17 protein-coding genes are annotated in these 15845 nt (G+C 42.4%); 14 read left to right on the top strand and 3 right to left on the bottom strand.

Going from position 1 to position 15845, the window contains the following annotated elements; all coding sequences use genetic code 11:
• Positions 1-113: 113 nt before the first annotated feature.
• Positions 114-914 carry an inositol-1-monophosphatase gene (gene suhB, locus ACVBJC_RS19680; RefSeq protein ID WP_447162119.1) on the bottom strand — a complete coding sequence of 267 codons (801 nt, stop codon included), beginning with the start codon at positions 912-914 and terminating at the stop codon, positions 114-116.
• A gap of 156 nt (positions 915-1070) precedes the next feature.
• Between suhB and trmJ the strand changes: the two genes are divergently transcribed.
• The 13 genes from trmJ to ACVBJC_RS19615 all read left to right on the top strand — a co-directional run bounded on the left by trmJ (position 1071) and on the right by ACVBJC_RS19615 (position 13401).
• On the top strand, positions 1071-1835 hold the full coding sequence (gene trmJ / locus ACVBJC_RS19675; protein WP_447162118.1) for a tRNA (cytosine(32)/uridine(32)-2'-O)-methyltransferase TrmJ: 765 nt from the start codon (positions 1071-1073) through the stop codon (positions 1833-1835).
• A gap of 27 nt (positions 1836-1862) precedes the next feature.
• Positions 1863-2684 (top strand): serine O-acetyltransferase, encoded by an 822-nt coding sequence (gene cysE, locus ACVBJC_RS19670; protein WP_447162117.1) that lies wholly within the window; start codon positions 1863-1865, stop codon positions 2682-2684.
• Positions 2685-2879: 195 nt separating this feature from the next.
• Complete coding sequence (gene iscR / locus ACVBJC_RS19665) at positions 2880-3341, top strand: Fe-S cluster assembly transcriptional regulator IscR (RefSeq protein ID WP_220770735.1); 462 nt, start codon at positions 2880-2882, stop codon at positions 3339-3341.
• 82 nt (positions 3342-3423) lie between these two features.
• On the top strand, positions 3424-4638 hold the full coding sequence (locus tag ACVBJC_RS19660) for an IscS subfamily cysteine desulfurase (protein WP_447162116.1): 1215 nt from the start codon (positions 3424-3426) through the stop codon (positions 4636-4638).
• Positions 4639-4678: 40 nt separating this feature from the next.
• Entirely contained in the window at positions 4679-5062 is a 384-nt protein-coding gene (gene iscU, locus ACVBJC_RS19655) for a Fe-S cluster assembly scaffold IscU (protein WP_447162115.1), read from the top strand.
• A gap of 14 nt (positions 5063-5076) precedes the next feature.
• A complete protein-coding gene (gene iscA, locus ACVBJC_RS19650) occupies positions 5077-5400 on the top strand; it encodes an iron-sulfur cluster assembly protein IscA (RefSeq protein ID WP_447162114.1) in 324 nt (107 codons plus the stop codon).
• Between the two features lie 18 nt (positions 5401-5418).
• The gene (hscB, locus tag ACVBJC_RS19645) at positions 5419-5943 is read left to right on the top strand and encodes a co-chaperone HscB (RefSeq protein ID WP_447162113.1); all 525 of its coding nucleotides are present in this window, start codon (positions 5419-5421) and stop codon (positions 5941-5943) included.
• A gap of 70 nt (positions 5944-6013) precedes the next feature.
• On the top strand, positions 6014-7876 hold the full coding sequence (gene hscA / locus ACVBJC_RS19640) for a Fe-S protein assembly chaperone HscA (protein WP_447162112.1): 1863 nt from the start codon (positions 6014-6016) through the stop codon (positions 7874-7876).
• Between the two features lie 8 nt (positions 7877-7884).
• A complete protein-coding gene (gene fdx, locus ACVBJC_RS19635) occupies positions 7885-8220 on the top strand; it encodes an ISC system 2Fe-2S type ferredoxin (protein WP_447162111.1) in 336 nt (111 codons plus the stop codon).
• A gap of 398 nt (positions 8221-8618) precedes the next feature.
• Complete coding sequence (gene iscX, locus ACVBJC_RS19630; RefSeq protein WP_447162110.1) at positions 8619-8816, top strand: Fe-S cluster assembly protein IscX; 198 nt, start codon at positions 8619-8621, stop codon at positions 8814-8816.
• A 188-nt stretch (positions 8817-9004) separates the two neighbouring features.
• Positions 9005-9175 (top strand): hypothetical protein, encoded by a 171-nt coding sequence (locus ACVBJC_RS19625; protein WP_447162109.1) that lies wholly within the window; start codon positions 9005-9007, stop codon positions 9173-9175.
• 229 nt (positions 9176-9404) lie between these two features.
• A complete protein-coding gene (ndk, locus tag ACVBJC_RS19620) occupies positions 9405-9836 on the top strand; it encodes a nucleoside-diphosphate kinase (protein ID WP_447162108.1) in 432 nt (143 codons plus the stop codon).
• A gap of 805 nt (positions 9837-10641) precedes the next feature.
• Positions 10642-13401 (top strand): TonB-dependent receptor plug domain-containing protein, encoded by a 2760-nt coding sequence (locus tag ACVBJC_RS19615; protein ID WP_447162107.1) that lies wholly within the window; start codon positions 10642-10644, stop codon positions 13399-13401.
• Between the two features lie 335 nt (positions 13402-13736).
• On the opposite strand, the gene ACVBJC_RS19610 is transcribed toward ACVBJC_RS19615, so the two are convergent.
• Positions 13737-14093, bottom strand: a complete 357-nt coding sequence (locus ACVBJC_RS19610) for a TraR/DksA family transcriptional regulator (RefSeq protein WP_447162106.1) — start codon at positions 14091-14093, stop codon at positions 13737-13739.
• A 129-nt stretch (positions 14094-14222) separates the two neighbouring features.
• Positions 14223-15167: a tRNA dihydrouridine(16) synthase DusC gene (gene dusC / locus ACVBJC_RS19605; protein WP_447162105.1), complete on the bottom strand. Its 945-nt coding sequence runs from the start codon at positions 15165-15167 to the stop codon at positions 14223-14225.
• A gap of 382 nt (positions 15168-15549) precedes the next feature.
• Between dusC and ACVBJC_RS19600 the strand changes: the two genes are divergently transcribed.
• On the top strand, positions 15550-15845 hold a 296-nt coding region (locus tag ACVBJC_RS19600), incomplete at its 3' end, for an HvfA family oxazolone/thioamide-modified RiPP metallophore (protein WP_447170445.1).

The raw sequence follows: 15845 nt of genomic DNA, 5'->3' as shown, positions 1-15845 counted from the left end.
TTAAAAACACTCGGATTTTGCCATCTTATAAAGATCGGTCAACCGATCAATAAACTGCTAAATGATCGGCATTACCTTAAAAAAGACGGTTTTTATTATCAACTTAAGATGAATTAACGCTTAAGTGCTTCGCTCAATAGTGGGCGGAATGTCTTAACAAGTGCAGTGGTCGTCTTTGGAGTACCAGCAACAATGTTACCTGACACTAGGTAGTTGTGGTTACCAGTAAAGTCAGTAACAGTACCGCCAGCTTCACGTACGATTAGATCGCCAGCAGCGATATCCCATGGCTTAAGACCAATTTCAAAGAAACCATCTAAACGGCCAGCAGCAAGGTATGCAAGATCAAGTGCTGCAGAACCGCCACGACGTAGATCAGCAGACTGAGCAAATACAGCTGCAAACAGCTTCATGTAAGTTTCAGTGTGTTGCTTAGCTTTGAATGGGAAACCAGTACCAATAATAGTTTCGCTTAATTCATTGTTCTTAACACGGATGCGGAAATCGTTAAGTTTAGCGAATTTACCACGAACAGCAGAGAACAACTCGTCACGAATAGGATCGTAAACAACAGCGACTTCGGTTTTACCTTTAAACTGCATCGCGATAGATACAGCAAAGTGAGGAATACCTCTTACGAAGTTATTAGTGCCATCCAGAGGGTCAACAATCCATACGTAATCTTTATTAGTTCCTTTGTTCTCACCAGTCTCTTCACCAATAATAGTGTGGTCTGGGTAAGCTTTGCGGATCTGATACGTGATTGCAGCTTCAGCTTCCTTGTCTACGTTAGTTACGTAGTCGTTAACACCTTTCGAGGTGACTTCTATACGGTCTAGTTCCGCATAGGCGCGGACAATAGTTTGGCCGGCAGCGCGAGCAGCGCGCACAGCAATGGTATGCATTGGAAGCATTGCAAATCCCCTGGATGTAAAAGAACGGATATAAATTATCGGAGGCGGATTATACCCGATTTGACGGTTATATCAAATGCTGATTTTTGTATAAGCAAAATGAGTCGCTTGTGGTAACATTCTTTCACGTGTTCTCTCAGAAAAATAAGTAGTTTCATGCTCAGCAATATTCGCGTCGTTCTTGTCGGTACTTCCCACCCAGGGAATATAGGTTCTACAGCCCGTGCTATGAAAACCATGGGGTTATCCACTTTATATCTTGCTGAGCCAAAGGTTGAGCCAGATGGTCATTCGATCGCGTTAGCGGCTGGTGCATCGGATATTCTAAAGCATGCGATTACCGTAGGCTCAGTAGAAGAAGCCATTGCAGATTGTAGCTTAGTGATTGCAACAAGTGCTCGTAGCCGTACCTTAGACTGGCCGATGCTTGAGCCACGTGAAGCGGGTGAGAAATTAGTCGGCTCAGCATTAACCGGCCCTGTAGCTATCGTATTTGGACGTGAAAATAACGGCCTAACGAATGAAGAGCTACAGCGCTGTGATTATCATGTTGCTATTCCTGCTAACCCAGAATACACCTCATTGAATCTGGCACAAGCAGTGCAGATTATCTGTTATGAGGCACGGGTAGCCCATCTTGCGCAAGTGCAAAGTAGCGCAGAGCCTGTTCAAACTGTTGATAGTGAGGACACTCTAGTTGATTTTCCATCATCAAAAGAGCGTGAAAACTTCTATGAGCACTTAGAAAATACATTACTAGCCACTAACTTTATTGTTAAAAACCATCCTGGCCATGTAATGATGAAGTTACGTCGTTTATTTAGCCGTACGCGTATTGAGCGTCAAGAGATGAACATCTTGCGCGGGATATTGACCTCGATTGATAAAGTCGTTGCCAAAAATGAGACCAAAGATAAGTAAACAGCGTTAAGCAAAGGAAGTAGCTAAATGGGTGTTATCGCAAGATTGAAAGACGACATAGCCTCTATTTACCATAGAGATCCTGCAGCAAACGGGACGATTGAAATTTTATTCAATTACCCGGGAATGCAGGCAATTTGGATCCACAGGGTGAGCCATAAACTCTGGGTCAGAAATTGGCGACTTTCGGCGCGATGTTTATCCACTTTCTCTCGATGGTTAACGGGTGTAGAAATACACCCTGGAGCGACCATTGGTGATCGCTTCTTTATTGATCATGGTATGGGAGTTGTGATTGGTGAAACGGCTAATATTGGCAACGACTGTACGCTATACCATGGGGTAACGTTAGGTGGTACAACTTGGCAATCAGGTAAGCGCCACCCAACTTTAGGTAATAATGTGGTGATCGGTGCGGGGGCTAAGGTCTTAGGACCTATCACTATGAATGACGGCGCACGCGTTGGTTCCAATTCTGTAGTGGTTAAAGATGTTCCTGCTGATACCACAGTGGTGGGAATTCCTGGCCGCGTCGTTGCGTCGCCATCCGCTCAGTCTAAAGAGACATCCCAGCGCCGCACTGAAATGGCTAAAAAGTATGGTTTCGATGCCTACGCGGTATCGCCAGATAATCCTGATCCGGTTGCTAATGCTATTGGTCAAATGTTAGATCATATGCATTTGATGGACTCTAAAGTTCAAGAAGTCTGCCAGGCTGTACAAACTTTGGGCGGAAGCGTCTGTACTGAAAAATTACCAGAGCTCGATGTGGAAGATTTTAATGATGCAGAAATTGCGGCAGCGCAGAAGCGTCAGAAGTCTTTAGATGAGTTTGATCCCATTATCTAGAATAATGTGCGTTTAAAATCTTAAATGTCATTGAATCTTGCCTAATAAACAGGTTAAATACCCCAGCAAAATGACGGGGTATTTAGTTCCTGTCATGATCCTATTAATACTTGACCAAATTGCTAGGCTTTATACTTGACTAAAACAGTCAGGTATGTTGAAATTAGTCTATGCTTTTTTGGGAGACGTAGTAGCATGAAACTTACATCGAAAGGTCGGTACGCAGTAACTGCAATGTTAGACGTTGCCATGCATTCAACTAATGGTCCTGTGCCATTGGCCGATATTTCCGAGCGTCAAGGGATCTCTCTATCTTACCTCGAACAACTCTTTGCAAAACTCAGAAAAAATGGTTTGGTTTCTAGTGTCCGTGGACCTGGTGGTGGATATCGCCTAGGTACAGATGCTTGCGACATTTCCGTTGGAATGGTTGTACGTGCGGTTGATGAGTCCGTCGATGCAACGCGCTGCCAAGGTCAAGGTAATTGCCAGAGTGGAACCCGATGTTTAACCCATTCGCTTTGGGGAGATTTAAGCAATCAGATCTCTGATTTCTTAAATGGCATATCGTTAGCAGGATTGATGCATAAAAGAGATGTGCAGTTTATCTCCGTTAAACAAGATAAATTGCAGCAGGAGCAAAGACTAAGCATTTAGCCGTCTTTGTTATGAATATAAAAATTATTTTTTGTACGTTGTAAGTGGTCTCTACTCGAGGCTACAAAGTACGGAGTGTGTGATGAAGCTACCTATTTATTTAGATTATGCTGCGACGACGCCAGTTGACCCTCGCGTTGCAGAGAAAATGATGCAGTGCCTGACAATGGACGGCATTTTCGGTAATCCAGCGTCTCGTTCTCACCGTTACGGTTGGCAAGCTGAAGAGGCTGTTGATATTGCTCGTAACCAAGTCGCTGATTTGATTAACGCTGATCCACGTGAAATCGTGTTTACTTCAGGTGCGACTGAGTCTGACAACCTTGCAATTAAAGGTGTTGCTCACTTCTACCACAAGAAAGGTAAGCACATCATCACTAGCAAGACAGAACACAAAGCCGTTCTAGATACTTGTCGTCAGCTTGAGCGTGAAGGTTATGAAGTGACCTACCTTCAGCCAGAGCCAAGCGGCCTAATTCCGGTTGCTATGATTGAAGCTGCAATGCGTGAAGACACTATTTTAGTGAGCATCATGCAAGTGAACAACGAAATCGGTGTCATTCAAGACATCGACGCGATTGGTGAGCTATGTCGTTCACGTAAAATCGTATTCCATGTTGATGCAGCACAAAGCGCAGGCAAAATGCCGATTGATGTGCAAAAGACTAAAGTTGACTTGCTATCAATTTCTGGCCATAAGATGTATGGACCTAAAGGTATTGGCGCACTTTATGTAAGTCGTAAGCCACGTATTCGCCTAGAAGCAGCAATGCACGGTGGTGGACATGAGCGCGGCATGCGCAGTGGTACGCTAGCTACTCACCAAATTGTGGGTATGGGCGAAGCAGCAGCCGTTGCTAAAGCCGATATGGATGTGGATAACCAGCGTATTCGTCGCTTACGTGACAAACTATGGAATGGTATCAATCATATTGAAGAAACCTATATCAATGGTGATATGGAAAACAGATATTGCGGTAGCCTAAATGTGAGTTTCAACTTCGTTGAAGGTGAATCATTGATGATGGCGCTAAAAGATTTAGCTGTATCGTCTGGATCAGCCTGTACTTCTGCAAGCTTAGAGCCAAGCTATGTTCTACGTGCTCTAGGACTTAATGATGAAATGGCTCATAGCTCAATTCGATTCTCAATCGGGCGTTTTACAACTGATGAAGAAATCGACCATGCAATAGAAACGATTAAAGAATCTATTGGTAATTTAAGGGAAATGTCGCCGCTTTGGGAAATGTTCAAAGACGGTATCGATCTGGACTCAGTCCAGTGGGCACATCACTAACCTTAACTTAATTCACGAATAGATAAATTGGAGTAGTATCATGGCTTATAGCGAAAAAGTAATCGATCATTATGAAAACCCGCGTAACGTTGGCTCATTTGATAAAAACGACCCTTCAGTTGTGACCGGAATGGTCGGTGCACCAGCTTGTGGTGACGTAATGAAGCTGCAACTGCGCATCGACGACAACGGTATTATCGAAGACGCTAAGTTCAAAACTTACGGTTGCGGCAGCGCGATCGCTTCTAGCTCACTAGTAACAGAGTGGGTAAAAGGCAAAACCGTTGATGAAGCGTTAGCGATTAAGAATACTGATATTGCAGAAGAGCTTGCTTTACCACCAGTCAAAATCCATTGTTCTATCTTGGCTGAAGATGCGATTAAAGCCGCTCTAGATGAGTACAAAACAAAGCAATCTAAGTAATACCTGGAGTTAAGATGGCAATTAGTATCACTCCCGCTGCGGCTGAACGTGTTAGAAGTTTTTTAACCAGCCGTGGCAAAGGTTTAGGCTTACGTCTAGGGCTTAAGACATCAGGTTGTTCTGGTATGGCTTATGTACTGGAGTTTGTTGATGACCTGAATGACGACGATGAGCTCTATGATATCGATGGTGTGAAAATCATCATCGATGCCAAAAGCTTTATCTATCTTCAAGGGATTGAGTTGGACTTTGTTAAAGAAGGTCTAAACGAAGGTTTCCAATTTAATAACCCTAATGCGAAAGGTGAATGTGGCTGCGGTGAGAGTTTTACCGTATAAGCTATTAAAAGTTAAACTATGAATTATTTCGAGCTGTTTAGTTTACTTCCTTCCTATGATGTCGACACCGCCTTACTTGCAGAACGCTATCGCGATCTGCAAAGGGCGGTTCATCCCGACAAATTTGCTAACGCAAGTGAGCAAGATAAACGTCTTTCTGTGCAGCGCACAGCGCAAATCAATGATGCTTTTCAAACACTCAAGAACCCCATTCAAAGAGCTGAGCACTTGCTTGCATTGAAAGGGCTAGAGTTAAGTCACGAGTCTACAACATTAAAAGATACCCAATTTTTAATGCAACAGATGGAGTGGCGAGAATCACTTGAAGACATTAGCCATAGTAATAATCCAGATGACGAGATCGCCGCGCTTTACGACTCTTTTGAGCAATACGCGAAACAGATCACAGCAGACCTAAAAGTGATGCTGGTGAGTGATCTTGAAGCTGACCATTTGCAGGCAGCAGATCAAATTCGTAAACTCAAGTTTATGGCAAAATTACAAGACGAGTTGACCAGAATTGAAGACGCGTTCTTAGATTAGTCAGCTGGGTTAATTTTATAATATTGTTGGCTCAAGTTGTTGAGCCAACATTTTTTTAAGTTGGATATATATGGCACTTTTGCAGATAGCAGAGCCTGGACAGAGCGCTGCTCCCCACCAACATCGTCTCGCTGTTGGAATAGATTTAGGCACCACTAACTCACTTGTTGCTGCGGTACGTAGCGGCGTGGCGAATACGTTACCAGACGAAGATTCACAGCATTCATTGCCTTCTGTCGTCCGTTATACCCAAGAGGCTGTGATGGTAGGGCGCGAAGCTGAAGCTTTTTCAGCTCAAGATCCGCAAAATACCATAGTGTCAGTAAAACGTTTTATGGGACGTAGTCTCGACGATATTCAATCGGGCGAGCAATCATTTGCTTATTCTTTTGAAGCAAGCGATAACGGCTTACCGATTTTTGTGACCCCTCAAGGTAAAGTTAATCCTGTCCAAGTCTCTGCAGAGATTTTAAAGCCGCTGGTTGCGCGTGCAGAGTCGACACTTGGTGGTACCCTAGAAGGCGTGGTGATCACTGTTCCTGCATATTTTGATGATGCGCAGCGCCAAGGTACTAAAGATGCTGCATCGCTCACAGGTGTTAAAGTATTACGTCTGTTGAATGAGCCTACTGCGGCAGCAATTGCTTACGGCTTAGACAGTGGTCAAGAGGGGGTGATTGCGGTTTATGATTTCGGTGGTGGTACATTTGATATCTCAATTTTACGTTTAAACAAAGGCGTATTTGAGGTGTTGGCAACGGGTGGTGACTCAGCATTGGGTGGTGATGATTTTGATCATCTTTTGCAGGCTTACTTTATCGCGCAGTGGCAGTTATCTGATATTAGCGCAAGCTTAAACCGTAAACTGCAGATCGAAGCACGCCGCGTTAAAGAGGCGCTAACAGAGTCTGATACAACCCAGGCAACAGTGACTGATGATCAGGGACAAGGGCTTTCTTTGACTGTTACTCGTGAGCAGTTTGACAGCTTGATTAGTCAATTAGTTAAGAAAACCGTCAGCAGCTGTCGCCGTGCACTACGTGATGCTGGCGTCAGCAGCGATGAAGTGCTGGAAACTGTGATGGTTGGTGGCTCTACTCGCGTACCTTTGGTGCGCAACGAAGTTGCAAGCTTTATGGGGAAAACGCCGTTAACCTCTATTGATCCCGACCGCGTCGTTGCGATTGGCGCAGCTATTCAAGCTGATATTTTGGTCGGTAATAAGCCTGAATCAGACCTATTACTGCTCGATGTTATTCCGTTATCACTGGGTATCGAAACCATGGGCGGATTAGTGGAAAAGGTGGTTTCACGTAATACCACTATTCCGGTCGCTCGAGCACAAGAGTTTACAACGTTTAAAGACGGTCAAACGGCGATGGCATTCCACGTGGTACAAGGGGAGCGAGAGTTAGTGGCAGATTGCCGTTCACTTGCTAGATTTACCCTTAAAGGTATTCCACCTCTTGCTGCAGGTGCTGCGCATATTCGGGTGACCTTTCAAGTTGATGCGGACGGCTTACTTAGCGTGACGGCTATGGAAAAATCAACGGGTGTAAAAACCACGATACAAGTTAAGCCATCATTTGGCCTAAGTGATCAAGAAATTGGCAGCATGCTAAAAGACTCAATGGCAAACGCCAAAGATGACATTACACGTCGCATGCTGGCTGAAAAACAAGTAGAAGCGGCTCGCGTTCTTGAGTCATTGAGTTCAGCTCTAAATAAAGACAGCGACTTATTGACTACAGATGAACGTGAAGTGATTCAAGCCAATATGGCCTTGTTGGCTCAGGTAGCTAGCGAAGGCGATGCTGACGCGATAGAAGCCGCTATCGAAACACTAGATACAGCGACGCAGGACTTTGCTGCTAAGCGTATGGATAATTCAATACGACTCGCTCTAAAAGGGCAGTCGGTTGACAATATATAGGTAAGGTTATGCCACAAATTGTATTTTTACCCCATCAAGAGTTATGCCCAGACGGAGCTGTAGTTGAAGCAAACGAAGGCGAAACCGTTTTAGATGTTGCACTGCGCAACGGTATTCATATCGAACACGCATGTGAGAAATCGTGCGCTTGCACGACTTGCCACGTAGTGATCCGTGAAGGCTTTGACGAACTTGAAGAAAGTGATGAGCTTGAAGATGACATGCTTGATAAAGCATGGGGCTTAGAGCCTGAAAGCCGTCTTTCTTGCCAAGCAAAAGTGCCTGCTTCAGATATCGTCGTCGATATTCCTAAATACACGATTAATATGGTTAGCGAAGGTTAGTCCCGCTAACAATCGATATTAAAAATATGTATTTATTAAAAGCCAGTAGCGAGCTACTGGCTTTTTTGTTTCTGAGTTTTAGTGCTTCATATGCAGGGTTAACAAGCTTAAAACCTAGCTCAACTATGCTTTCACTCATTGCGCGCAGCATTGTGCTTTATGTTCTCTACATAGATTAAGGCGTGTTCTCTATTTATGGCGCTCAGGTGCTGCGAATGGCATTTATGCCCGCTTATATCGATTTAGGAAGCTAAGTAACGCGTTAGCCGTTACCGAGGGTGCAAAAGCCGAGGAGCAATGCATGACCTTCCACAGCAGTCCAAAATATCGATGAGCGAACACATCTTTATAAGGATAGGTATTATACTGATGATATGACTGTTGAAAGGAGAGCGACAATGAAGCTTAAATGGATAGATTCTTTAGAGATTGCACTGTATTTGATTGATAAGTATCCCGGTGTTGATCCTGAGACGGTCCGCTTCACGGATCTCAATGAGTGGGTGTTAGCTTTAGACTGTTTTGATGATGATCCTAACCATTGTAACGAGCGTGTGCTTGAAGCTATTCAGGCCAATTGGATAGCAGAAAAATGAGACGAATTGTCTCAAGAATTGTAGAAAGTGTGATCTAAGTCGTATCTGCTTGGGTTGGTGGCTACAAAGGTACTTAGCTTTGATCCGTATCAAATGTATTCTCATAATTTGCTTTAATTTAGAACAGTGCTCGTAATTGAGTTGGCGCAAGTCACGAAATTAAACAAATTATAAAAAGGGATGTTAGCATGCGTAAGTTACTATTATTAACAGCAATAATTTTATCACCAATGACAGCTTTTGCTCATGAAGGTCATGGCGGGGTAGGCCTTTTCCATCATTTTATGGATTTAGCACCTGCATTGGGATTATTAGCCGTGATTGCGGCTGGCTTCATTTGGGTTAAAAGGCGTAAGTAACCGTCCCTAGTGCGACTGGTTAAAGACGTTAGCCAGTCGCTTTAAAGATGCTAATTTATTCAAGTTATTAGGTTAAGCACGCGCAAAAGTGTGACGCAGTCGCTTGTTCTTAATTTCGATACAAGACTTATCTCAACAAGATAGCAGCTTAAGGGTAGGCAATAGGCCTATAATTTCGTATAATCCGCGCGAAAATTAAAACCCCCTATACATAAGAAGGAAGCTTTTCATGGCTATCGAACGTACTTTTTCTATCATTAAGCCTGATGCTGTTGCAAAAAATCACATTGGCGCTATCTACAACCGTTTTGAAACGGCTGGCCTGAAAATCATCGCTTCTAAAATGGTACACCTAAGCAAAGAGCAAGCTGAAGGTTTCTACGCTGAGCACAGTGAGCGTCCTTTCTTTGGTGCACTAGTTGCATTCATGACTTCTGGTCCTATCATGGTCCAAACTCTTGAAGGCGAGAACGCTGTTCTAGCACACCGTGAAATCTTAGGTGCTACAAATCCAGCTGAAGCGGCTGAAGGCACTATTCGTGCTGATTTCGCAGAAAGCATCGATGAGAACGCTGCTCATGGTTCTGACTCAGTTGCATCTGCTGAGCGTGAAGTTGCTTACTTCTTCAGCACTGAAGAGTTATGCCCACGCACTCGTTAATTCGAACGCGTACATAAAGGAGCCTTAAGGCTCCTTTTTTTTGCCTACTAAAACTAAGTAGGGCTTAATATAATACCCATTCGCTGTAGTAGTTTATCCCTTTCTTTTGTTAACCATCTTGTTTAACTTCTTACTTGTTACTTCATCGCTTTTAGTCATTCATCGATGCGACGCGTTTCCTGACTCCCTAAGTATAAACGACATACTTTAGGTCTCGGTAAATAATCGTCTAATTAATAAAGTGTGTTTATTAACCAATAAATTCTCAAGTCGGGTAGGTTTAGTTTGTTTTTTGTTAAATGACACGTTTAAATAACACTGATTTAAATTAAACTTCAGATACATGATGAATTAATTGTTAATTATGTGTGATTTTTTGGTGTGAATGTTTTTGTTTTGCTATTGCTTTAAATAACAGCGGTCAAAGTCCGAGTTTTAGTGTTTTAAGCCTTATTATGTTGTTTTTATCTTCAGCTTTGATTTATTTTTGAGCGGTTGCATAATGTTTGCTGTTAATAATTTGTTAACATTTGAAATGATGGTTGATACATGTTCTTATCAAAACTAGTACGCATCAAAATTATTCTAAAGCACTGTTTTTGCTTGTTTTTAATTGCTTTCTATTTATATGTTTAAGTGTGCTTGTATCAATTGATATCATTCGCGTTATTTTTATGTAATGACTATTGACTTAAAGGTTAAATTTTAACAGTATTTATCGTGGAGTAATTAACTTGCTCTTAAAGAATAATAAATAAATATATCAATTCCAGTTTTTAATATTCTGGAATATGAGGGGATAAATATGAACACAGTAACCTTAACCGCAAAAGCAATACGCCGTAGCTTTATTGCTGCAGCAGCGACAAGTGTTGCTTTATCTGGATTTGCATTTGCAGAAGAAGCGACAACAGATGATAAAGTAGAACGAATCGAAGTAACCGGTTCGCGTATCCAACGAACAGATATGGAAACAGCTTCACCAGTAACTATTTTTAGTGCAGAAGATATCGATAAAACAGGTTTTTCTACTGTTGCCGAGTTTTTGCGTACGACCGCGGCTTCAGGCGGATTTAATGAGTCCTCTACCTTAAGTCAAGCAGCTGGTGCTTCATCGGTTGGTTTACGTGGATTCTCCCCTGATTACACTTTGATTTTGCTAAATGGTCGACGTTTGCCTAAAAATGCTGCTGGTGGCATCTTTACTGACGTAAACCAGTTACCTATTGCAGCGGTATCACGCATTGAGGTTTTACCAGATGGTGCTTCAGCTATCTACGGCTCTGATGCGGTGGCGGGCGTAATTAACATTATTACAAAAACAGATTTTGAAGGCTTAGATTTTTCAGCTCGTTATGGTGCTGCAATTGAGCACATGGATGCTGATGAAGCAAACTTTTCGATAGTGGCGGGAGCCTCTAATGAAAAAAGTAATATTTTATTTGCTGCTGAATATTTCGAGCGTAAAGCTATCCAAGCTACAGATCGTGAATTTGGTAGTACGGCTAACATTCCTGGTAAAGTAGGTGGCAATGGCCAGTCAACTTGGGGCATTCCAGGGTTTACTGCTATTTATGGTAATGAAGGAACTGTTTCTGCTTCTCAAGGAAGCGCACCTTGGTCTGACTGTCCTGCTGATGATGTGCTAAGTAATGGGCGTTGTGCTTATGATTTTGCACCTTTGTATCAAATCCAGCCTGATTCAGACCGCCAGTCTATTTTTACTTCAATTAACCACGAGTTTACGGATGCATTGAAGTTTGACGGCCAATTTCGTTACTCACGCGCTTATACGCGCACTTCAAATGCTCCATCACCTGGTGCCGTAGAGGTAACAAATAGCCCATATCTGAATGATTTCTTAATGAATGACAGATATAAAGATGATCAGGCTACTGGCCAGCAAGTGATTGATGAAATTGCAGCTGGGGAAGCAAGTGTATATGTTGGTCGTCGCTATTTGGATTTTCCAAATCGCGAAAAAGATAATACCAATGAAACTTTTGAGTCTGTGGTTGGGTTAAATTACGATATTGACGATAACTGGTTCTTAGATTATGACCTAGGTTTCTCGCGCTTGACTAACCGTCAGGTTGGCGCAGCAGGTCAGTTATTAATCGAGGGGGTTGAAGAGGCATTTTCTAATGGTACTCTTAATCCATTTATAATTAATGATTGCTCCTCAGATGAGCTAGCTGAAGTTTGTCAAGATTTGCAAGCATCAATTCACCGTACTGGTGAATTCAAGATGACTTTCTCATCACTGGTTTTATCTGGAATGACACCATTTGAATTATGGGGTGGAGACATTGGACTTGCAACTGGTTTAGATTATCGTAAAGAGGAGTATTCAGATCGCTCAGATCCTGCTTCGGTAGCAGGTCAAGTAATTGGTGGCGCGGGTTCTAATGGTGGCGGCAACTCGACCAATTATGCAGGCTTTGCTGAAGTATCATTACCTATTTTAGATAATATGGAAGTGAATCTAGCTGTTCGTTATGATAAAGCTGACTGGGAAGTTAATGATGATGCTAAAACTACCTATTCAGCAAAAGTTGCTTATACACCAATTGATGATTTGTTACTGCGTGCTAGTTACGGTACAGGCTTCAAAGCACCAAGCCTAGATAGTTTGTATTTAAATGAATCATCTGGTGTGCAATTTGCTGTAGACACTAAATTGTGTAATGAAGCTGGCAATAATCCTGACAGTGTTGATTGTAAGCGCTTAGAGCTAAACTCTAAATCAGGTGGTAACGTAGACTTAGAGTCTGAAACTTCAACTTCTTATAATATTGGTGCTGTTTATCAGCTTACAGACGACTTGTCTTTCTCTATTGACTATTGGTCACTGACTGTAGATAACATCATAGGTAGCTTGAGTATCCAGGAAATTTTGGATGCAGAGGCACAGGGTGAATTAACCGACTTAGTTGTACGTAACTCTCAAGGTCGTTTAGATGATTCAGCCCGTACAGGTTATGTCCAGACAAACTTGCAAAACTTAACTGAACAAAGTGCCGCAGGTTTAACTTATGATTTACAATATTCAGGAGACTTTTCATTTGGCGGTATCAGTGCCGTTTTACGTGCGGAGCAGTATCTGTCATATAAAACACAATCTTCAGCTGTACAGCCTCTGTGTGATTGGGCCGAAGATGATGCTATGGAGAAGTGGCGTTTAAACGGTAATGTGTCTTATGAAGTTGGTAATCTTGAAACTACTTTGAATGCGCGTTGGTTACAAGGTTATGATCAATATGAGAAGCGTAATACTGCGAATAATTCTTGTCAGTTAGTTGGATGGTACGATACAGGCTCAGAGCTAGATGCAAATGGTGATTTAGTTGATGCAGGTGATCCGCAACATGTGGCTAGTTATGTGCAGTTTGACCTAACAAGTGTTTATTATATTAATGAGCACAACAAGGTAACTGTGGGGATCCGTAATCTACTTGATCGTCAGCCATCATTTAGCGACCCATACAGCTGGCCTTTCTATGACCAAGGTACATACGACAACATCGGTCGTTTTGCTTACCTTCAATATGATGTTAGCTTTTAAGTTGTAAAATCAAGATCTATAAGTTAATAGAGCGGATTTAATACTGTTTAATTTAAGCAGAAAGTGAGTGTTTAAAATAATGGTTTAAAGCTTAAAAATCCAGTGCAGACTTTGTTTGTACTGGATTTTTTTATGGCTTGCTACTTGAAGGAGCCAAAATACACAATGGGGTGAGTTATCCCTATGGCTTCTATGACATCATAGGTTTTGATGTATAGCGTCATGACATTCTAAGTGTTCGCTATTACCTTCGAGATAACAAAAAACCTCCTTAATTAGGAGGTTTTTTTATGGCTGGCTTTTGGTAATGCTAGCCAGTGACTTATCCCGCTATGTTAGTGGTTAAGTCTGAGTTCTTGCCTATGTTGGCGGCTAAAGTGGCCGCTGCAATCGATACAGCGCTGCTCTAAAGGATCTCTGGCTAATTGCTCAGCTTCGATTTGACTTTCACAATCGCTACACACACCGTACAAGCCTATTTCAAGCTGACAACGAGCGGCATCTAGGCGCATCAACTTAAAAAATAATGGATGATCGCATAAGTGAACCTCTGTCATTATTTGAATGAGTTCACAAAGAGAATAATTATGCTGGTCCATTAGCGTGGCTTGCATCTCGGGGAGTGCACCAATCTTGACTCTTAGTTCCGATTCTATATCGGATAAGGTTTGTTTGACTTGGTTTGTACTCACTTAGGTTGCCTACAATTATTGACTTTAAGGCTAGTTAGTCTAAACATGCAGTCATATTTCGTCATGATAGAGATCAATTCCGCGCTATATTTTGCTATTTTTGTGGCGTAAATAGCACTTAACATTGATCTAGTCAGGTAGTTTGGCGCGAGCGAGCTTCAGCACTTGAATGATTTCTTCTGCATTTTTAAAGACTCTAAGCTCTCGAAATAGTTCGTCAGCTTCACTATATTGACGATTTAAATAGCCAAACCATTGCTTGATCCGAGCAGGGTAATAGGTGCTTTTTCTGCCTTCTAATTCACGGTCAGTGTATTCAAGCATAAGATCGAGTGATTGCTGCCAAGTATAAGGTTTATCGCCTTTTATACTCGCGGCCAAATTAGGTAGCGATATTGCGCCGCGTCCAACCATGATGCTGTCGCAACCAGTGACGTCCATGCACCGCTGTGCATCTTGCTGGTTCCAGATCTCACCGTTTGCAATAACTGGGATCGGTAACTTAGCATTTATATCTGCAATATATTCCCAGTAAGCTGGTGGCTTATAACCATCAACTTTACTCCGAGCATGCACTGCAAGTTCACTCGCCCCAGCTTCATAAATGGCTAAAGCATTTTCCATATACAGTGACTTATCGTTAAAACCGAGGCGTATTTTAGCTGTAACAGGTTGCTTATTGGGCACCGCATCACGCATGGCTTTAACGACGTTATAAAGCTGTTCAGGGTATTGCAACATGACCGCACCGCCATTGCTGCGGTTGACCATTTTAGCTGGGCAGCCAAAGTTCACATCAACCCCTCTTGAACCAAGCTCTACGGCTCTGATGGCATTTTCCGCCATCCAACCTGGTTCTTGTCCAAGTAATTGAACACGAACGGGCGTCCCAGAGAGTGTTTGCCCGCCTGAAAGTAATTCAGGGCAGAGACGATAAAAGACCTTTTCCGGTAAAAGTTGGTCCACGACGCGGACAAATTCTGTGACCATAAGATCATAAGGGTTGATTGCTGAGAGGATCTCTCGCATTAAATCGTCAACAACGCCTTCCATAGGCGCCAAAATTATTCGCACTGACTTGTCCAACATATCGATATTTCGAGGCGCTGCATTCTACCTCATACCCAACAGTCATCCAAATAGACAGGCTATCTTTATCGGAGATAAAAGTACGATTATTCCGTGCCGCACATAATGTTAACGGCTTGTTGTCGTGGTCGTGAGCTTTATTTGTTAAATATTTTAAGTGAAATTACTGATAAAAAAGCGTTAAGCATCGCAATATCAATTGATTTCATCATGCTAATTATTTGCACTATCAGCTTTTATGGGTCATAAATGTGATAGTTGTAGTAAAAATGAAATTATATTGTTGGTTGGCAGGTCTAGTTAAGCAAGCCAGCAAAATGCTTTGTTGGTAACCAATACAAAATTGAGTAAGTAAAAGGATTAAATTATGAAATTAGTAAATAAAACTGCAATCACTGTCGCTGTAGGTGCTGTTGTAATGGGAAGTGCACTAACTGCTAGTGTACAAGCAAGTCCATTTGGTTATAGTGAAATGCAAGCTGGTTACCAACTGCTAGAAGGCGAAGGTAAGTGCGGTGAAGGTAAATGTGGCGCCGAGAAGAAAAATGCCAAAGAGGGCAAATGCGGTGAAGGTAAGTGTGGCGGCGACAAAATGAAAGCCAAAGAAGGCAAGTGTGGTGAAGGTAAGTGTGGCGCTGACAAAATGAAAGCCAAAGAAGGCAA

This window comes from Shewanella sp. 0m-6 (assembly GCF_052977325.1).
Note: the sequence above shows the minus strand (reverse complement) of the source record. Positions and strands in the feature narration are given on the sequence as shown.